The organism is Cohaesibacter intestini (genome assembly GCF_003324485.1).
GTDB lineage: Bacteria > Pseudomonadota > Alphaproteobacteria > Rhizobiales > Cohaesibacteraceae > Cohaesibacter > Cohaesibacter intestini.
Map to the genome: position 1 here is coordinate 1 of NZ_QODK01000003.1, position 19,789 is coordinate 19,789.

Genomic DNA, 19,789 nt, shown 5'->3' on the forward strand with positions numbered 1-19,789 from the left:
GGTCATGGCGAATGTGGCTGTGTGTGCGAGATGGAATGGATAGGTGTAAGCAACCAAATCCTACAACAAATCAACCATTTACACTACATTCGCCAGCCAAATTCCCGACCTTCATGCATAAGACGGGTTAGACCGGAAGATATGTTCTCAAGTTCACTGGCCGCCCGGTTATTGGCGTAGAAATACAGGCGGTGCTTCTTTGCATGTTCTTCACCCACATGAAAATAGTCAAACGAGAACTCTATAGTCTCTGACCCTATAAGTATCTCTTCAGTGCATTTGCCGCCGACTGACAAAGAATCGTGGAAATACTGATAAAGGTTAAACTTGACCCCTTCGATTGTTAGCACAAAGTGTTTTGGTATTTTGCGCTGGATGAACTCAATGAGAAAATGATTCAACACAGCGGAGACAATATCTTCAGCCGTGTGATTGTATTGGCGCTCCTTACCTTCGAGCAAGAAGTAGTCTTCGAAGTCCGCTTTAGGGGAACGCATAAGAACAGTTACGCCGGTATCATATCTATGCTCCCCAGCGCCATCAGCCTCAGAAACGGTTATTAGGTTGTCTTCATCTGAGAAAGGATCATACCTATAGCAGCCTTTCGTCATTACGCCGCTGGCTTGCTCTTGCCCCGTGGAATAGAACACGCGACTGAAGACCTTGAACGCCATGAAGCGCCCAAACCCTTTGCCACCACGTTCGTATTTATTGCCAGTGAGGGGAGTCAGAAATGCAGCCAAATTAGTCTTGTCAAAACCATTTCCGTTGTCCACCACGGAAACTTCACGCATCTGCGCGTCAAATGTAACCTCAAGCCGTCCGTGTTCTTCCAAGTCACTCTCGAAACGATCTTCGATTGAGTGCATAGCGTTCCAGATCGCTTCATACATAGGAAACAGAAAGCCACTTAACCCGTCAGGCAATTGCGCCCTTCGAACTTCGGAAGAAAGGTCAATTGCTCTATGCTTCATTTCAAAATGTCCAATTTGGGAGTTAATTCTCTGAGGAAACTATCTATCTTCATCTTCACTTCAACTTTGGGAAACCAAAAATAGTGAGGATTGGTCCATCATAAAATCCTCAAAAGTTTAATCTGGCTTGTCATAATCTCAAAAGTAGAGCTTACATAGCTGATTTCTTGACTTCAATTGGTATTCAACAAAAAATCCCCTATTAGTTGCAATTTGCGCGGTTGTATACAATATTTACACGCGGTGCCATGCTCTCTGTGCGATCGATTTGGCTAAATCTCACGTAAGCTGCTGTAGAAATTCCACTCTTTTCAGATGACTTAGCTTGCGGTCCTTCTGCCAAGGACCACTTCGACCAGATGCAATAAATGATCTATCCGAACGGTGCACAACCACATAATGCTCGATCAGGACATAGGTGCCTGCAACAGTACTTAGGCGTTTCGAACGGCAACTTCGCCTGAGCGGATCTAAGTGCTGTTGCTATGACGGATGTCAGTTTCCAGTCCATGAGTGCCAATTTAGATCTCTTGCCGTACCCAAGTCTTCTCCATCGCTTTCCGCTTTCTCTTCAAAGCTGAGCCTCGACCATAGTTGGCAGCGCTGGATTGATCTGAATGCCCCATGATTTCCCTTGCAAGGGTTTCGGGGCAGTCTGTGTCTCGCAGTAGGTCCTTAAATCGGTGGCGAAGGCTGTCGACCGCCTTTTTGTCGTCTTTGATGACCTTTCTCAGCCGCTTCATCAGCGTTTGAGAACAGGAGTCTTCCCCGCGTACTCGGTCATATCGTGGGAACAGTGGTTCATCTGGGTGATTACCCTTCAGTTTTTGGAGACCAACCGTAAGATCTTCAGGAATTGGGACATCTCGCTCACTTCCCGAAGTTTTTAAACCTCTATCCCCATAGGAACGGATCGCAATGAAATTGTTGGCGACATCGAGATCACGGCACCTTAGGCCGACGATCTCACCCAATCGTGCACCCGTGTCTCTCATGGTTTGCCATATCAAACCCAGATCGTCATCGGTATCCATGATAGGAGCCAGTAGCTTCATATCGTCATTGTCCAATGGAAGGCGTTGGTCTCGCCTATGTTGAGAGTTCGGCACTTCGAGTTTGTGAAACGGGTTGATCATCTCGAGGTCATATTCGCGAATGGCTTCATTCACAGCAGCACTGATATCGTTCAGGCGACGGCGGACAGATGATGGAGCAAGCCCCGCATTGAACATATGATCGCGAACTGCTCTTGCATCAATGCGACGCAGGCGAGTGAGCATCTTGTCGTTGACCATGGCCTTTCCCAACGCTTCACGCAAAACTGTTTTGTGACGTTCAATGGTTGTGACGGTTACCTTCTCCCTTCTGGGATTGGCTTTAATGCGTCTTGCTTGGTAGTCATCCAACGCGCTCTCAAGTGTGACTGGGATTTGCCCTTCTGAAAGACCTCTAATCAACTCTTCGGGGACCAACGGTTCCGCTGGCTCATTTGCTAAATCGTCAATGAGAGCGCCAAGCGCGTTAGTGGCACCCATCTCTTCCTTGTTCTTCACGTCTACACCCATTGCCACAGCGGCGACGGTTTGAGCGCGAAGTCCATATTCTTTCATCTTATTAAGGATGATCGCTTGGTGATTGCCTCCCTCGTTTGGCTTTTGGGAGAACAGGGTCGTAACCAGTCCCTCCAACTCAGCGGCCTTTTTGAGCATGGTGGTGTAGTCTTTGCCTAAGCTCTCCTTGATCTCCCTCTTTCCAACGTGTTTGCGCAACGGTTCTGGAACTGTTCGACGGTATCGGTATATACCTGTTTTCGTTACAGATACGTAGGGCGGAAGCTGGCGGAATTTGGGCATATGACTGAACTGCTTTGTACCAATTTTTGTACCAGTTTCTTTTGAGGAATCGCAGAAATCAAGTGATCTCAAAGGGTTGGTTGGCTAGTTCGAATCCGCCTCCGGGCACCATTTTCCCTTTATATTTGAAATTCTTGTAGAAATTCGGGCTGTTATTCGTCGTGATGTAGGGCTATGCGTACATCCATGAGAGCGAATAAGTCCGAGATGAGCATCAGGAAGAATCTGCGTCAACGAGTCGGTGGCGGCTGGGCCGTCGTCTTCTATGTGCCTCATCATTTGCGCAGGCTTCTCGATAAGCGCGAGATTGTCAGAGGTCTGGGCACAACGGTTCTCAGGGAAGCAAACAGGCGTAAGACAGCCAAGCTTGCTGAGATCTACCGCGAGGTGATGCTGAAGGTCGATCCTGTCCAGTTGGGCATTGAAGAGGCCAAGAAATACTATCCTTTCCCCGGATGGAGCCAGCAGGACCAGACAACAAGTGCGACCACAATTGCGGCAAGGCGCTGAACAAGCTACGGCGTGAGAACTTCCCCGATCAGGAAGAGTTCGATGTCCACTCGATCCGCCGACGCTTCTCGTCTGCCTGTGAGGATGCAGGGATCGATGAAATCGTCTGGGATACCCTCATGGGCCACTTTTCAGGCGTCTCGCCAAGAAGGTCTACAACCGCCGCCACGACCCAAGGAAGAGAACGCGTGAGGCTATGCGGTTGATGTGGCAGGAGTTGGGGGAGGGGTGAAATGGTGACCCCGGCGCGATGGATACCCCACCCCTAGATACCATCGTAAATTATTGAAATATATAGTATATTAGATTATTCGCAACAATCGATTCGTACCACGTTTTCGTACCACGTTTTGAACTGGCGAAAGCCCCTCTCCCAAACTGTATCTCGATAGCTTCTTCGGGCGGAAAGGAGATCATAACCGCATTGCAGTCAGCAACTGACGAACTCTACCGTACAGGCATTCAAAGCTCTGGCCTTTACAAACCCCAGGATAGCACTGATTTATCTTATAAACCCTAGGTTAAGTCATACATCCATCGCCTGGGGCACTGTTTCCATGGCTTCGCCGTGTGAACCGCCTTCCTCCTTGACCGCTTCTTGCAGGGGTGCGTGGGAACCTTTGTGCACCAGCTCAACGAAAGATCGGAGCCCATCAAGTTTGGGATCGTCAAACGGCACCGTGGTAAGCAGCTTGTTTACAAACTTTGGGCCGTGCGAACCAAGGCTGCGACAGAAGTTCTCAACTTCTCCCACAGGAACCAAGTAGATCCCAATGTTTTCAAGCCTCTGTTTTAAAGTGTCGTAATCGCTCTGCGCGTTGCCAGCGGGAATTCCATCCACCCCGAAGCTCTTGACCTGGTTCCAGGCTGAGGTTTGCTTCATTGCTTCGATAATATCGCTTCTCGGCGGTTTACCGTCTGTCCAACCCTCAATTTTCGAGATCATTTCCTTTTTGATCTGATCAATCGACTTGTTTCCCCTCCCACCCTTGACAGCTTTATCGACACGCTCCCAGAGGTCATCGAATTCATCCCACGAGCCGCCAAACGCCAAGACTGTCTCCTTGACCAAAGACTTGTCGTTAAGGAAATCGATATCGAAGACGGCTTTGATCGGAACCCCAATTTTCCGGAGAACTTCCGCGACTTTCCTAATCCCGTGCTTGCCGCCTGTAGGGACATATGCTGTATCCTTCCATGGGTTGCTGTCCTTCGAGGCAAGATGGTCCGCGATCGCATTGAACAGGCGGCAGTCGCTGTCGTCTTCGCAGATGATGGTTTCCTCATGGAAAACACCCTCAAGCGCATTTGAATATCTGAGCTCCGGTTGCGACCATAGCTCCTGGATCACCTGTGGAGCGGCTTCTGAGACGAAGTTGGCATCTCCTTCACGCCGAATACGTAGAACACGGACTTCACCCTTTGTCCCCTCCAAAAAACCACGCATGATATCGCTACTGTGAGTAGCGACAATTAGTTGGCCACTGACCTCTGACGCCAGTGTTTCTCCGAGGCGGCGCATTTGCGGCGGGTGAAGGAAGGCTTCTGGTTCATCGAGAAGGGTAATGCTCAAATCTGACACGACAGCTTCGAATAAAATTCCAGCGTAGCTTTTCATTCCATCGCCCTGCTGGTCCAAGAGAGGATTTGATCGAACTGCGGCTACATAGGCGTCGCCTACTCGGTCGGCCAATTCTCCGTCTGGCAAATCGCCAACATGGATCGGCAGAACACTGCCACCTCGGAAGTCGAACATCAGGTCCTTTCCGAAGGCTTTGCGGAACAGTTCGGAAATTTTGCTCATCAACGCTTCATCGTCGTAGAGAACGTGTTGCGGCTTGGATTTTTGTTGTCCAGGTGAGATGCTGCTTTGTTGCGCGCAGATTTTCAAGCGGTTATTCGCATCGATGTTCTTGATGAATCCTGGAGCCAATCCGTTTATCAATCCTTCATTGCTCCAAAACTTGACGTAATCCGCGTTCAAATGCCAGTCTTTGTATCGGTAGTGACCTCCAACTAATTCTCCGTTCTCTTCCAGGAATGCAGTCAAATTTGCCGCCGTACCTGCCTTCTGGATTTCCACTTCACTGACGACTATGGGCCGTTGACCGTCAGGATTTTGGGTCAGAGCCAGCATTTCCCTCAGAGACTGTGATTTCCCACTGTTGTTAGGGCCAACCAGGATGATCTTGTCATTTGGATGAAATGTGAACTCTTGCTCACCTGAGAACTTAATCTTTGAAATTGAGGCCGTCGGCTTGCTTGTCATTCTAACGCCCCTTTATTTTTGGCACTGCTCGGCTGAAACACAACGTTAAATCGCAGCTATGTCACGCACAGCGCAAGCCAGTGACTGAAGATATATACAACTTTGTCAGAGGGATAAAATAGAGGTTAGCGCCAAGGGCTCATTGGAAAAAGACTAGTCGAAGTCGGCCGTGAAACCGCTAACCACGGAGAACAAAATGTGCCATCAACATAGTGCTAAACCAAAAGTGTCTTTGTTGTTACTGAAAACTGACGCCAGTTTGACCCATTTCGTTATCTATGTAAGGTTTCGTTTTCCAGAAAAATTTGCGAGTCAGTATACGTAGAGCTGAATGCTCTGTGTCCCCCTTGCCCCATACTTGCGGCCCTCAACTTCCATCGGCTGCAAACTTCATTCGCGTTGGCGTTGCCAACCTCAGCTTCCGTCCGCGCCTCACCATATCCCTTAGCCCATACCTCAACAGTCATTCTCTAGTACCCAGAAAAGTGTGTCCCTATGGATTGATATGGAATTCTGGACATGATTCTATGCGGTCGTCACCCCTGAGGGCAACTTGAGACTGCCATGACCACTGCCCTTTGTGCTCGCATATCAACCGCCGACCAGACCCTTGACCATCAGATCCCCCAAGCAGAACAGGCTGGCTTCCAGTTATATCTGGACCCGTGAAGGTGGGCTGTATCTGACGTGATCCACGTCACCAAGCGGCCGCCTCCAACTATCAATTTCACTCAGGTGGGTTTTGCTGCTCGGTTTGAATCTTCTGACTCAGGGCATGCGTCAGAGCGCGGGCAACTGGGCCGTTGGCTGTCAGCATCGGCGTGACGGGGGCATGACCAAAAAGGCAAAAGCCTTTTCTCAAGCCCCGCTTCAAAACAAGCCTGCACGAGCGCTGTGCGAATGACTATACATCTTCCATTCTGTGGGAAGAGTCTGGGGACCCAAAGCCCAGAAAGCCGTCATACTCTTCGCGTATCACTCGCAGCATGGACTGTACCTTCTCGGTGCGATGCAAATCGACATGGGTGACCAGCCAGACCGGCAAGTCCCAGCTGCGCTGCACCGCCTTGATGCGCTGTATTTGGCCGCTATTCTTGGCGAAATAATTGGGAAGAAAGCCGATCCCGACGCCAGCTGTCACCGCTTCGAGTGCAATCCTTGGATGCTCGCAATGCACCACGAACCGGTCTGCGGGTACATTTTCATCCAGCCAGCGATGAAACTCATTGTCTGCAAAGCGTTCGAGATTGCGGATGAAATCGTGGTGTTTGAAGTCCTCCACGCTTTCAGGCATGCCCATACGCTGGATATAGCTGTCATGGGCATGCAGGCCAAGCTGGGCATTCTTGAACAGGCTGACGACATAGTCCGGGTTGTCTGGCTTGACCATGTCCACATGAAGGGCAATATGGGCCTCGCCATATTCCAGCTTGAGCAAATCATACTGATTGAGCACGGTGATTCTGACACCGGGATGCTGCGCACGGAAGGAAACGATGGGGCGCATCAGCATGTGCGACAAGGCGGGAGTCGTGGTCAGGATCAGTTCTCCGGACAATTCTGCATTCTGCATGCGCGCCCGTCCGGCGAAATCGTTCAACAGGTCATCGGCACGGCTGACAACTGATAAAAAGTCCTTTCCCTGCTCTGTCAGGACATAACCACGTCCATGACGCATGAAAAGCTTGGTGCCGAGCCTTGATTCAAGGGTTTCAACATGGCGGTTGACGGTTACCCTGTGCACTCCCAAAGCTTGAGCCGCAGCACTGACTGTGCCCAATTTCGCCACTTGATAGGCTGTTTGGATCTCGACCCAATTTTCCATGCATGCCCTTTCTCAGAGTTGCGACCTTACAAGTTACAGATATGTTAATCTCACACACAGTCAACATTCCGATAGGTAATATCTATGCGCAGTGCATGCGCATTTCCGTATCTTGTTGATACCGCTATAGCGTCCTTATTTAAGACAACGCGAACGACACATACCTTTCGCACATCTGGGCTTAATAAGCAGCGCCGCCTTGGCCCCAAACCAGAATGCGAAGCGGAAGGTTGCGACTTTCATCGGACTACGAGCTTTCTGTTTCGGTTCATCGCGACGATTTGATCAAGAAGACACAAAAAACAATTTTCTTCAAAAGGTTAACTAGATCGCGCCGTCGATGCTGCTCGTTATTTCTGATTGGAAACCGAATTTTCAGGGATGCTGGCATTCGAATGAATAAAACGATTATCGACCACAATCTGAAGAGTGCAGGGGTCTGCTTGATAAAAGGAGATCTCCTCGCGTCTCTCGAGAAATACGTAAAGATCCTAAGAGAGCTTCCCGGCAATCAACAAGCTTTGGAAGGCGCTGAAAAAGTGAGAGCCACCATTCACTCCAGTGTAAGTCAGCCATCCCCGGCGCTTGTCATGCAGGTCAAAAGCCTACTCGACGCGCAAAACTATCCGGCGGCAATCCAGAAGCTGGAGATGCTGACCCGGCAGTTTCCGCATTCTGCCGAATTGTGGCGCCTGTTGGCCAAGGCCGCAATGCGGATGGGATCACTGAAAAAGGCTGAAAGTGCCTTCAGCAAAGCCATTTTGATAGAACCCGATCGGGCCGACGACCATTTTGCCCTGTCTGTTCTATATGAAGAAGAGGGCAAGCTGATCAAGGCAGAGCAATCTTTGCGGACCGCCATCGCACTGAAGGCCGACTTTCATCAGGCCTATACCAATCTGGGCACCATATTGCAGAAACAGGGCGCTCGGCGCAAAGAAGCGATCGAGGCTTACCGGACGGCCATTGCGATTGAGCCGCGCGATGCTTTGGCCCATCAATATTTAAGTCAGATGATCCAGTATGACGAAATTGATGGGCAGATTGCTCAGGTTGCTGCCTTGTTGAAAAAGGGCGGTCTGGACGATGCGCAAACCTGCCACTTGCACCATGCCATGGCGAAGATGAAGGAAGATACCGGCCAGTTGAAGGAGGCGCTGGATCACTACAAGGCTGCGGGGCGCTTGCGACAAAAATCCCTTGGTTACCGCTTTGAAACGGATCAGATGCTTTTCACGGTGATCAGGAAGGCTGCACCTGCCATCAAAGCTGCCGCCCTCAAAGCGCCGAAAAGGAAGGCCAAGTCTACGCCTATTTTCATTCTTGGCATGCCGCGCTCGGGCACGTCTCTGGTAGAGCAGATTATTTCGAGCCACTCCGATGTCCATGGCGGCGGTGAACTGCGCTTGCTGGGACGTCATGGCCGCAAACTGAGCCTTGGCCAACAGCGCCCAGACAAGCTGGCACTTGAGCGTTTCCGCAAGGCCTATTTGACCGATCTCGCCAAGGTCGCGGCCAGCAGACCATTCGTGGCCGACAAACTGCCGCAGAACTTCCTCCAGCTTGGACTGATCTGCAGTGCCTTGCCTGAAGCCAAAATCATTCACACCATGCGCGATCCAGCCGCCACCTGCTGGTCGAACTTCAAGATCAATTTTCAGGGGCCATTTTTGGGCTATAGTCATGACCTGAAATCGGTTGCCGACTATTACAGGCTCTATCGTGAGCTGATGCTGTTCTGGCACGCACTGTTTCCGGGGCGCATCTATGATCTGGATTATGAACGCCTGACCGTCGAACAGGACGCTGAGACCCGTAAACTCATCAATTATCTTGATCTGGGCTGGCAGGATGCCTGCCTGTCGCCGCATCAAAACAAGCGGGCGGTGAAAACCGCTTCGGTTGAGCAGGTACGTCAGCAGGTCTATCAGGGCAGCTCGCAAGACTGGAAGAAGTTCGAGCCCTATCTGCAAGGGGCCTTTGACGGTCTGTAATCAGCGGTCCCGGATATCCTCCATTTGTTACCACAGCTAGTCACCACAGCTAGTCACCAAAGCACCGTGCCGCATGATGATTCATGCGCGCTGGATGCCATCACCTATCCGCCCGTCGGGATGACCGAAACGTTGCTGCCACGGGCGGGAGAGGCGTTGTCCCACAAGGTCAGACAAAGGCAAAGTGGATCGCTGAGCGGTTGACGGTTGAACAACGTGAAAAAGCCGGTACAGTGTCGAAAACTGACACGAAGACAATGGAGCAGATGCGTGCTAACCACCTCATTGACACCGGATGAAATCGGTACGCTTCGTCTTGCTCCAATCTTTCGGAGCCTGGCCGAGGAAACGCTGGATGAGTTGCTTCTGTCCGCGCGGCCACGCCAATATGCCCGTGGCAAGACTCTGTTTGTCCAGAATGAACCAGCTGATTGCTTCTATGTGGTGCTGGAAGGCTGGGTCAAGATTTTCCGCATCAATCCCAATGGCGAAGAAGCCGTGATCGGTGTGTTCACCCGCGGCCAGAGCTTCGCTGAAGCGGCAGCCTTTACCGGGGGGGAATTTCCTGCGACGGGTGAGACGGTGACGGATTGCCGGTTGTTGCGACTGGAATCCGCGCGCTTGATCGCCACAATCAAGAAAAATCCCGAAATGGGTTTGGCCATGCTGGCCTCCACCTCCCAGCACTTGCATATGCTGATTCAACAGATCGAGCAGTTGAAGGCCCAAACCGGCGTGCAGCGGGTGGCCGAGTTCCTGCTTGACCAGACATCTTCCCGCGTAGGCAGCTGCATGGTGCAGCTACCCTATGACAAGGCCCTGATTGCAGGGCGTCTGGGCATCAAGCCTGAGAGCCTCTCTCGAGCCTTCAAGCGCCTGCGCGAGCATGGGGTCGACATTCAGCAGAATCACGCGGTGATAGACGAGCTGCGCGCATTGCAAAAGCTGATTGACAAGGACTGAGGGATCACGCACCCGGTTTGACCATTCGACCCATCGATGCCGCTTGCCCCACTTATCAACAAGTGCGCGAAACATATGGGAAATTGTTTCATAACGGCCATCTGCAACAGTCGATAATGTCCAAAAATATTGTAGCTGAGAAAGTGACAGTTGCACAATAAGTTGGCATTTTTTGAAACAAGTACGTATTTTACCTATTTTGAATTGCTGCAATAAAGGGCAGCGCGACTTAACATATATCAAGAGTCGTACCGCCCACTCCCCTAACATTACACTGCTGTAATGTTCCCTTTTCGCATTTTCCTGACCAATCAAAAGGTGAATTTGGGGACGATCGCATCGTTTTGCGGGCCCTTTTCCTGAGGCGCGCAGGCGATAAACGGGGAAGGACCATACGATGCCAATGAGTTGGTTCCGTGTAGGCTGCAGCGGGTTGAAGATGGCGGGGATTGCTGTTTCCGTGTCACTTCTGTTTGCTGTCACCTCGGGCTATGCCCAGGACAACAAGTCCGCGGCCACCGCGGCCGTGGGCAAAAGCGAAATGAAGGCGGAGGAGCCAGCTCCTCGTCCAACGCCGACTTTCGAAGTGCTCTCCAAGGAAAGCGCTGTTTGCGTTTCCTGTCACATGAAGGAAAATCCCGCTCTTTACCAACAGTGGGGTGAATCCAAGCATTATGGCGCCAATGTTGGTTGCTATGAATGTCACAAAGCCGAACCGGGCGATGCAGATGCTGTGCGCCACAAGGACTTCCTGATCTCCACCATCGTGTCTCCCAAAGACTGCTCGACCTGCCACGCGCGCGAGGTTGAGGAGTTTGACAAGTCGCACCATGCGACCGGTGGCCTGATCATCGGATCCCTCGACAACTTCCTTGCCGAAGTGGTTGAAGGCTCTATCCATGGCAACATGGCCATTCGCGGTGAATCTGCCGCTGCCGTTCAGGGCTGCTGGCAATGTCACGGCTCTCCGGTCAAGGTTCTGCCTGATGGCAAACTGGACCCGGCAACCTGGCCAAACAGCGGGATCGGCCGTTTGAATCCGGATGGCACCAAGGGGGCTTGCGTTGCTTGTCACCAGCGTCACAGCTTCAGCCAGGAACAGGCCCGTCGGCCTGAGGCTTGCGGCAAATGTCATCTGGGACCGGATCATCCTCAGAAGGAAATCTACGAAGAATCCAAGCATGGCATCGCCTTCTACGGCAATGTCGACAAGATGAATCTGAATTCTTCCAAGTGGATTCCGGGCGAGGACTATAGTGCAGCCCCAACCTGCGCCACCTGTCACATGTCCGCCACCAAGGATCTGCCGATCACCCATGACATCGGGGACCGCATTTCCTGGACTTTGCGTCCGGCCATATCCGCGAAAATTGACGAAAAAGCCAAGAAAATGGGCAAGGACGTCAAGAGCTGGATTGATCGCCGCAAGGACATGAAGTCTGTCTGCACCTCTTGCCATCAGGTCAGCTGGGTCGAGAACTGGTATGAGCAGTTTGATTCTGTCGTTCATACCTACAATGACAAGTTTGCCAAACCCGGCAACACGCTCATGAAAATGCTTCTCGATGCAGGCCTGAGAACCAAGACCGCGTTCGACGAGAAAATCGAATGGACCTGGTTCTATCTCTGGCACCATGAGGGCCGCCGCGTCCGCCATGGCGCAGCAATGCAGGCACCGGACTATGTCCAGTGGCATGGTTTCTTCGAAGTGGCCGAACGCTTCTATATGGAATTGATTCCGGAAGCCCGCGAACTGCTTGAAGAAGGCAAGAAACACGGCAAAACCGCTGAGGTCGAGGAAATCGAGAAATTCATCGCTGAAGTGCTCGATCGTCCGGAACATATGTGGTTCGTCGGCAAGACCGCCCCTGGCAAGAAGGCTCATGCTGAAATGCGCAAGCAGTTCATGAAGGAGTTCAATGCCAAGAAAGGCTATGGCGACAAGAAATAGGTCCCTGCGGGAGGCAGTCTCTGCCTTCCGCCATTCAGGGAGATGACGGCGTGAACGGTCGCCATCTCCTTCTTTGCCATCGTGCGCCTGACCAAATATTTGCTCTTTTTGACCGCACCTGAAACGCTCGCCAAGAGAAGGACCAGTTTCATGTATGCCACGCTTCGATCGCTTGCGCGCACCGGCCACCAGATCGTGATCGGATCCCTTCTGTTGCTGGGTGCCCTTGGCATCATGGTGCCTGACGCGCTCGCCCAATCCGGGGCCGATGCACAAAAAAGCGCGACGAATGGCGCGGTATCGCAACCCATTCAGGGGCTTGAACCGATCGCGGTTGACAAGGACACGCCAAATGCCAAATGCACCAGCTGTCACGGGGTCGCGGGCTTCGCCGTGCCGACCGGTGCGGATGGTGCGACCGAAAAGAGGCAATTGTCCCTCAACGCAGAAGCCTTCCATTCAAGTGCCCATGGTGAGCAGCTCTGTGTCAGCTGTCACACGGATATCAAGGCCTTGCCGCATCGCAAGGAGCTGGACCGTGCGGTCGATTGCGTCACTTGTCACACTGACGTGCATGAAAAGACCCAAGCCGCCATCAAGGCCAAGGAACAGGGCATCGACGGCGATACCATTGCCAATGTGGTCAAGCAGATCGACTTCTACATGGCATCGATCCATGCAGCGCCCAACAAATCGGATCCGTCCAAACCCAATGCCACCTGCATCGATTGCCACACCGCGCATTATGTCTATCCGATGGAAAGCAAGGAAGGCGAGACCTATCGCCTGACCACGCCGAATGTCTGCGGCCGTTGCCACGACAAGCAGTTGAGCCAGTTTACCGACTCCGTGCATGGGGTTGCCGTGATGCGGTTCGGCAACAAGGACGCAGCTGTTTGTGCGGACTGTCACACCGCCCACCAGATATCAGATGCGGAAAAAGATCCGGCCAAATTGCTGATCACCCAGAATTGTGGCTCCTGCCACGACGACGCCTATATGAGCTACCGTCACACCTATCATGGGCAGGTGGTCAGCCTTGGCGAAACCCAGACGGCGAAATGCTTCGACTGTCACGAGTCCCACACTGTTCGCGCTGTCAGTGATGTGCGCTCCAAGGTCCATCCGGACAACAAGCTGAAGACCTGCAAGCAGTGCCATGAAGATGCACCGGACGGCTTTGCCTCGTTCCATGCCCATGGCAACACCCATGATTTCGAGAAATATCCCTATATGTGGATCGCTCAGAAATTCATGATTTTCCTGCTGGTCAAGGTTTTCTTCCTCTTCTGGCTTCATTCCGCCCTTTGGTTCTATCGCGAATGGAAAGACAAGAAAGAGGTCAAAAAACGCCTGCTGGTCAATGGCGATCAACTGGTTGAGGTGCCGCGCCCCGAGCCAAAAGAAAAAGACCCGCTGGCGGGCAAGCATGTGCGTCGTTTCAAACGCTGGGAAATTTGGGCTCATGGCATTCTGGCGGTCGCCGTCATTATGATGGTGATGACCGGCACGACGCTGCTCTATGCCGAAAGTGCCTGGGCGCCTTACATGATCAAGCTGCTTGGCGGGGTCAAGGTGGCTGGCATCATCCATCGCGTCTGTGCGACGGCCTTTGCCATCGTCTTCTTTGGCCATATCTTCTATGCCTTCATCAACGTGCTCTTCATCAAGAAGGACTTCAAGTGGTTCGGGCCTTACTCCCTGTTGCCACGCTGGCAGGATGCGAAAGACATCTGGGCCATGGGCAAATGGTTCTTCGGCAAGGGGCCACGCCCGGTCTTCGATCATTGGACCTATTGGGAGAAGTTTGATTACTGGGCTCCATTCTGGGGGATGTTCATCATCGGCATTTCCGGTGCGATGCTGTGGTTCCACAATATCACCGCCGCCTACCTGCCCGGTTGGGTCTTCAACATCGCCACGATCGTTCATGGCGAAGAGGCCTTCCTGGCGGCCGTCTTCCTCTTTACCGTGCACTATTTCAACTGCCACTGGCGACCGGACAAGATCCCGCAGGATATCGTGATCTGGACGGGCACCATGCCGCTTGAAGAATTCAAGCATGAACGCACCGTGGAATATGATCGCCTCGTCGCTTCTGGCGAACTCGACAAATATATCGTTGAGGCGCCATCCAAGCGCATGACTTTCTGGTCGAAAGTGCTTGGCATGTTCCTCATCGTCGTCAGCGTCATCTTGCTGGTGCTGGTGATTTGGGGCTTCTTTGAGGTGATCGTCTTCGACTAGAGCGCATATCCCGGCATGCGGTCCGGCCAGATCTGACAAAGGAAAGGGCGGTTGTCATCGGCAACCGCCCTGTTCTTTTTCGCGCTTGTCCGACTGCCATGCCGATGGCCAGAAAAGACAATCGAGCGGGTCGGTACTATTTCCTGATATGTTGGAACTGGTCTTGTGAAACGTACGCTTGTTACTTTGTGTTTCACGGAGTAGTTGAGAAAACACCTATTGGTTGCAGTGCTTTATGGAAAATTACTCTAGATATTTTGTCAGCCGTAAACGCATTGTTAGCTTTATTTCGGGATTTTGGACAGTATTGCGTGAGCCAATTTACCGGGGGCCCTATGAACCAGCAGAATTGCAAGGAAGCACTAGACTTCCTCGAAAGCGGAATACCACAAAATCTGAAGACAAACGCTCTGGACAAAAATGTAACCAAGGATTTGCCGGATGTTTTGACCGAATTTTACACGGCTCTCGGCAAGAGCTGCATTGCAGAATTGTTGCCAGACAGCCCAAGCGGGATCAGCAATCTCAAAGGGCGTCAGCAAACCCACTGGGAGCGGCTCTTCTCTCAGCCATTTGATGAAGAATCCGAAGCGCGGGCCTCCAAAACAGGTGCGATCCACCAGCGCATCGGCCTGCCGACGGAATGGTATGTCGCCGCCTATGGTCGCGCCCTGATGAAGATGATTCCAAGTGTCACCAAGAAATACAGTTTCCGCAGCAAGGAACTGGACGGTGTGCTGGCCAATCTGCTCTATCGTGCCTTTGCCGATATGAGTGCTTCGATCTCAGGTTACGAGCGGGCCTCGGTGGACATGGCCACCAAAGAGCTGCGTGAAGCCAATCTTTCCAATCTGGGTAAGATGTCCCACTCGATTGCCGAGATCAACGATATCATGTTGCAGGTTGCCCTGCTGCGCAAAAACTCCGAGGATGTGGCCCGCAACAGCCAGACCATTTCCGCTGCCGCGACCGAAATGGTTTCTTCGGTAGAAGAATTGTCGCGTAACACGGACGGGGTCAGCTCAGAAGCCAATGAAACCAACTCCAATGTGATCAATGGTCAGGATACGGTGCGGAAAATGTCCAGCACGATGTCCCACATTGCCAACTCGGTGGATGAGACGTCCCGCCGCGTCGACGAGCTGGCAACCGCTTCCGAGCAGATTGATCAAATCATTGCGGTGATCGAGAATATTGCCGCCCAGACCAACCTGCTGGCGCTCAATGCCACCATCGAAGCGGCACGCGCCGGCGAAGCTGGCAAGGGCTTTGCTGTTGTGGCCGCTGAGGTCAAGGGTCTGGCCAACCAAACATCGCGATCCACCGAAGACATCATTCAGAAGGTGGCGCAGCTGCGCGAGGGCATGGCCAACATCCAGAAAACCATGGAAGCCTCGACCAATGCGGTGCTGGATGGCGAAGCTGCGATCAACGAAACCTCGGACCTGATGGAACGGGTATCCGGCCAGATCGGTTCGGTGTCCGGCAACATGCTGGAAATCTCCCATATCCTGTCCGGTCAGAAAGATGCCAGCGCCGAAGTGGCCGCCAGTATCGGCAAGATCGCAGACATTGCGACGGACAATGATGATATGGTGTCGATGGTTGCCAAGTCCCTGTCCGAAAGCACGGACTATTTCTCCAACAGCGCCCGTGACATGTTCGAGGAAGACAATGCAGCTTCGCTTTGCTACGTCGCCAAGATTGAACATATCCTGTTCAAGCGACGGGTTCTGAATACCTGTACCGGAGATGACAACTGGTCCACCCACGAGGTGCCTGATCATCACAATTGCCGTCTTGGTCAGTGGTATGACAAGATCACGGACCCGGCCGTGAGAGAGCTGCAGTCCTTCAGGGATTTGGTCGAACCACACAAAGAGGTGCATGACAGCGCCAAGCGTGCCCTTGAGGCCCATGCCTCCGGCAACGATGCCAAAATGCTTGAGGCGTTGAGAGAGCTTGATATTTCAAGCAAGAAAGTCGTCGATCGGCTGGACAAGCTGGCGCTGGATCTCATCGAGAAGAGCAAACGCGACGCGGCCTGACCATAAGGGCCTCAACGACGCTTACCCAAAGACGGGCGGCCATCAGGTCGCCCTTTTCTGTTTTCTGATAACCTATTGGCAAGCACTCGGGTCTGGCGGCACCATGGCCCAGCCGATGCGGAATGGCTTGTCCTTGACCTTCCATTGAAAAAGTTGGATACCGGAAGCGGCGATCCGTTGCGGGTCAAACGCATAAGCCTCTGGCAGGTGCGGCTCATCGCCGTCCTTCTGTTGCCACAGGATCATCACCCCTTTGCAACGCACCTGTGCAGGCTCTGCCCATGGACTCTTACCCCAGTCCTCCAGATGCACCAGAGACGGACGTGTCGCGGCATAGAAGGAAACATTGCCTCCGATCCAGGCATCGCCGCCGACATAGGCCAGGGGCTGATTTTGCTGGCTCTGCCACAGGCTGGCAAAGTGACTGGCGATCTGTGCACCCGGCCAATCCACCCGCAGGGGTTTCTTGATGACGTATGAGCCAAACAAACCCATCGAGGCAATCACGATGAGGGTGCCGAAATAGACCCCCGCCCAGCCGATTGCCATGAAGCGAAACCGTTCCCTGAAATAGGCTGTTTTGAGGCTGCCCAGCAGCGCCAGCGCCGAGAAGGAAAACATCGGAGCCGCCCACATTGGCCGCATTTCACTGCCATTGACCACGGACAAAAGGATCGTCAGCGCAATCGGCACCAGAGCAATCCAGATCAGGTAGCGCCGCTCGAGCGTTGCCGCAAAGGGGAAGAAGACGCCGGCGCTAATCCCCTTGCGCCAGAATGGTAGCAAGCCGCCGCCGATGGCAAGGACCAGCAGCAACGCGCCGTGATGGCCAATCTGTATCCCGATGAAGCCAAGTGATCCAAGCAAACGAGCCACGATGCCTTCAAGTGGTGCCGAACGGGCCGACATATAGGACAGGGACTGAAAATCGCTGTCGATCAACCAATAAAGATGCGGCGCGGCCACCAACAGGGCCAACAGGGCGGCCAACCACAATCCCCAGCTTTTGAGCCGTTGCCGGGCACTTGGCTCAACCAGCAGGAACAGCAGCAAGGCCACCACGAGGATTGCCATGGAATATTTGATATAGACCGCGAAACCCGTCAGCAGCCCCAGTGCCAGCCACTGCCACAGCTTGTCGTGTTTGAGCGCATACCAACCACAAAGCGCCATCAGAGCCCAGACAGGCACCTGCAAGACATTGTGATTGAATTCCGGCGTTGGGAAATTATAGAAGTAAATCAGCGATGTCAGGAACACAGACAGCAAGGCGGCTTGTGCACCCAGAACCGCCCGCCCCAAGCGCCAGATGGCCCAGAAAGCGATGATCATTGACAGCTGGCTGAGCAAATAGGCAGGCCATGCGCTGCTGCCAAACAGCATGGTCGCCCCTTCCAAAAGCCAAGAGGGCAGGGGCGGATGCTTGAAGTATCCAAGCTGCCATTCATGGCCCCATGTCACCAATTCGATCACATCCAGCGGCAGATTGCGGTAGAACAGCGTCGGCACCAAGGTCCAGATCACCAGATGAAGCGCCATGAACGTCCAGAAGCAGACAGAGGGATGCTTCATCACCCGGTCATGCAGGCCGCTGTTGACTGGGGCAAGGTCTGCTGCATCTGCAGTATCTTCACTCTTGTCAAAAAGGGGGGCGGTTGGTTGCGCGGGCTGCGCGTCTGGCTCCGAAGTGTCCTTGAAGCCCCAAAGGCGGCTTGCAACATAGGAGATGGCCGGAACAATGGCCGCGGCAATCACGACACTGGCCACCTTGCTCACCAGCCCGCTCTCTACAAGGCTCAGCAGCACCAGATTGTTCACGCCAAAGGCGCTGGCGGAAATGACGAAATAGCGCCATATCGCCTGTTTCAGCGGTGCGCCTCTCTGGAAAGTCCAGACGAAATGACCCGTGAAGGCGAACAGGAAAGCGGTTAAGTAGGCGACGAGATTGGCGACAAAGACAGGGGCAATATTGAAATGGACCAGCGACGCAGCCACCCCCATATGGACAAGGGTGGCACCAATCCCGACAATGCCGAACCGCATCAGGGTGAGCAACTCTTTGGCGGAAATGCGCGAGAAGGTCACTTGGATCCGTCCTGATGGTCAAGGGTGGCGATTACCTCACGCACCAGATAAAGCGGGCGCTCTTTCACTTCGATGAAGATCCGGCTGACATATTCTCCGATCACGCCCAGAGAAATCATCTGCACTCCGCTCAAGAACAGTACGATGGTGACCAGCGAAGGGTAACCGGGAACATCAGCACCGAACAGCAGGGTTTTGGCAATGATGAAGGCGCCATAAAGGAAGGAGATAAGGGCCAGCACAAATCCGGTATAGGTCCAGACCCGCAGAGGCACCGTCGAATAGCCGAGCATCCCGTCCAGCGCAAAATTCCAGAGCTTCCAGTAATTCCAGCTTGTAGTCCCGACCGTGCGTTCCGGTCGGGCAAAAGGGATCTCTGTCGTACGAAAACCGACCCAGGCAAAAATGCCCTTGAGGAACCGGTTGCGCTCCGGCATCACCTTGATGGCCTCGACCACCTGCCTGTCGAGCAGGCGATAATCGCCCACATTGTTCGGCAGATGGGTTGGGGAGAGCTTGTTGAACAGCCAATAGAACAGGCCCGCACTGTTGCGCTTCACCGTCGTGTCCTGCGACCGGTCAACCCGGACCCCATTGACCACATCAAAGCCCTCGCGCCATTTGGCAATGAAATCCGGGATCAGCTCGGGCGGATCCTGCAAATCCACATCCATCGGGATCATCACGTCGCCGCTGGCGAAATCAAGCCCCGCCGACAGGGCCGCTTCCTTGCCGAAATTGCGCGACAGATCAATCACCTTGACCCGTCCATCCTTGGCGCTCGCTGCCCGTAGCGCCATCAGGGTGTTGTCGCGACTGCCATCATTGATGAAGAGGATCTCGCATGCCTGACCCGTGGCCTCGACGATCGGGAGCACCGCTTCGAGAAAAGGGGCAATGCCGTCCTCTTCGTTGAAAACGGGAACAACCAGAGACAGGGTTATGGTGCGGCTGCGATTCATGTCCGGACCCTTGACGGTCTGAACAAAGGTTTTCTGTTGATCGGAAGGAGAAGAGGTCACATCAGGTCTCTTTGATCTTTGGCAGGACAGTCCGCCCCAAAGGCGGGT

Annotated in this window: 12 protein-coding genes; 6 read left to right on the forward strand and 6 right to left on the reverse strand. The window is 53.1% G+C overall.

Features of this window, described 5'->3' with window-relative positions; all coding sequences use genetic code 11:
• Nucleotides 1–83: 83 nt before the first annotated feature.
• Nucleotides 84–974 (reverse strand): hypothetical protein, encoded by an 891-nt coding sequence (locus DSD30_RS10770; protein WP_198662909.1) that lies wholly within the window; start codon nt 972–974, stop codon nt 84–86.
• A 521-nt stretch (nt 975–1,495) separates the two neighbouring features.
• Entirely contained in the window at nt 1,496–2,827 is a 1,332-nt protein-coding gene (locus DSD30_RS10775; RefSeq protein WP_114009723.1) for a tyrosine-type recombinase/integrase, read from the reverse strand.
• Between the two features lie 207 nt (nt 2,828–3,034).
• Here DSD30_RS10775 and DSD30_RS10780 point away from each other — a divergent pair, with 207 nt between their 5' ends.
• Nucleotides 3,035–3,337 carry a DUF6538 domain-containing protein gene (locus tag DSD30_RS10780; protein WP_114009724.1) on the forward strand — a complete coding sequence of 101 codons (303 nt, stop codon included), beginning with the start codon at nt 3,035–3,037 and terminating at the stop codon, nt 3,335–3,337.
• Nucleotides 3,338–3,863: 526 nt separating this feature from the next.
• Here the strand turns inward: DSD30_RS10780 and DSD30_RS10785 are convergent.
• Together DSD30_RS10785 and DSD30_RS10795 are read right to left on the reverse strand one after the other, a co-directional pair.
• Entirely contained in the window at nt 3,864–5,606 is a 1,743-nt protein-coding gene (locus DSD30_RS10785) for an ATP-dependent nuclease (protein WP_114009725.1), read from the reverse strand.
• A gap of 904 nt (nt 5,607–6,510) precedes the next feature.
• Nucleotides 6,511–7,431: a LysR family transcriptional regulator gene (locus tag DSD30_RS10795; protein ID WP_114009726.1), complete on the reverse strand. Its 921-nt coding sequence runs from the start codon at nt 7,429–7,431 to the stop codon at nt 6,511–6,513.
• Between the two features lie 590 nt (nt 7,432–8,021).
• On the opposite strand from DSD30_RS10795, the gene DSD30_RS10800 reads away from it, so the two are divergent.
• The 5 genes from DSD30_RS10800 (at nt 8,022) to DSD30_RS10820 (ending at nt 16,634) form a co-directional block, all read left to right on the forward strand.
• Complete coding sequence (locus DSD30_RS10800) at nt 8,022–9,425, forward strand: tetratricopeptide repeat-containing sulfotransferase family protein (protein ID WP_198662910.1); 1,404 nt, start codon at nt 8,022–8,024, stop codon at nt 9,423–9,425.
• Between the two features lie 270 nt (nt 9,426–9,695).
• Nucleotides 9,696–10,388 (forward strand): Crp/Fnr family transcriptional regulator, encoded by a 693-nt coding sequence (locus tag DSD30_RS10805; RefSeq protein WP_198662911.1) that lies wholly within the window; start codon nt 9,696–9,698, stop codon nt 10,386–10,388.
• Nucleotides 10,389–10,785: 397 nt separating this feature from the next.
• On the forward strand, nt 10,786–12,339 hold the full coding sequence (locus DSD30_RS10810) for a multiheme c-type cytochrome (protein ID WP_198662912.1): 1,554 nt from the start codon (nt 10,786–10,788) through the stop codon (nt 12,337–12,339).
• Nucleotides 12,340–12,489: 150 nt separating this feature from the next.
• Nucleotides 12,490–14,586, forward strand: a complete 2,097-nt coding sequence (locus DSD30_RS10815) for a cytochrome b/b6 domain-containing protein (protein WP_114009728.1) — start codon at nt 12,490–12,492, stop codon at nt 14,584–14,586.
• Nucleotides 14,587–14,921: 335 nt separating this feature from the next.
• Nucleotides 14,922–16,634 carry a methyl-accepting chemotaxis protein gene (locus DSD30_RS10820; protein ID WP_198662913.1) on the forward strand — a complete coding sequence of 571 codons (1,713 nt, stop codon included), beginning with the start codon at nt 14,922–14,924 and terminating at the stop codon, nt 16,632–16,634.
• Nucleotides 16,635–16,706: 72 nt separating this feature from the next.
• Here the strand turns inward: DSD30_RS10820 and DSD30_RS10825 are convergent, their stop codons facing one another.
• On the reverse strand, nt 16,707–18,719 hold the full coding sequence (locus DSD30_RS10825; RefSeq protein ID WP_114009730.1) for a glycosyltransferase family 39 protein: 2,013 nt from the start codon (nt 18,717–18,719) through the stop codon (nt 16,707–16,709).
• Nucleotides 18,716–19,741 (reverse strand): glycosyltransferase family 2 protein, encoded by a 1,026-nt coding sequence (locus tag DSD30_RS10830; RefSeq protein ID WP_245418446.1) that lies wholly within the window; start codon nt 19,739–19,741, stop codon nt 18,716–18,718. Before DSD30_RS10830 ends, DSD30_RS10825 begins: the two co-directional genes overlap by 4 nt.
• Nucleotides 19,742–19,789 lie beyond the last annotated feature (48 nt).

Coding starts and splice junctions, on each gene's coding strand:
- DSD30_RS10795 (WP_114009726.1), bottom strand. CDS start 7,431: ATGGAAAATTGGGTCGAGATCCAAACAGCCTATCAAGTGGCGAAATTG.
- DSD30_RS10770 (WP_198662909.1), bottom strand. CDS start 974: ATGAAGCATAGAGCAATTGACCTTTCTTCCGAAGTTCGAAGGGCGCAA.
- DSD30_RS10775 (WP_114009723.1), bottom strand. CDS start 2,827: ATGCCCAAATTCCGCCAGCTTCCGCCCTACGTATCTGTAACGAAAACA.
- DSD30_RS10815 (WP_114009728.1), top strand. CDS start 12,490: ATGTATGCCACGCTTCGATCGCTTGCGCGCACCGGCCACCAGATCGTG.
- DSD30_RS10810 (WP_198662912.1), top strand. CDS start 10,786: ATGCCAATGAGTTGGTTCCGTGTAGGCTGCAGCGGGTTGAAGATGGCG.
- DSD30_RS10785 (WP_114009725.1), bottom strand. CDS start 5,606: ATGACAAGCAAGCCGACGGCCTCAATTTCAAAGATTAAGTTCTCAGGT.
- DSD30_RS10820 (WP_198662913.1), top strand. CDS start 14,922: ATGAACCAGCAGAATTGCAAGGAAGCACTAGACTTCCTCGAAAGCGGA.
- DSD30_RS10800 (WP_198662910.1), top strand. CDS start 8,022: ATGCAGGTCAAAAGCCTACTCGACGCGCAAAACTATCCGGCGGCAATC.
- DSD30_RS10780 (WP_114009724.1), top strand. CDS start 3,035: ATGAGCATCAGGAAGAATCTGCGTCAACGAGTCGGTGGCGGCTGGGCC.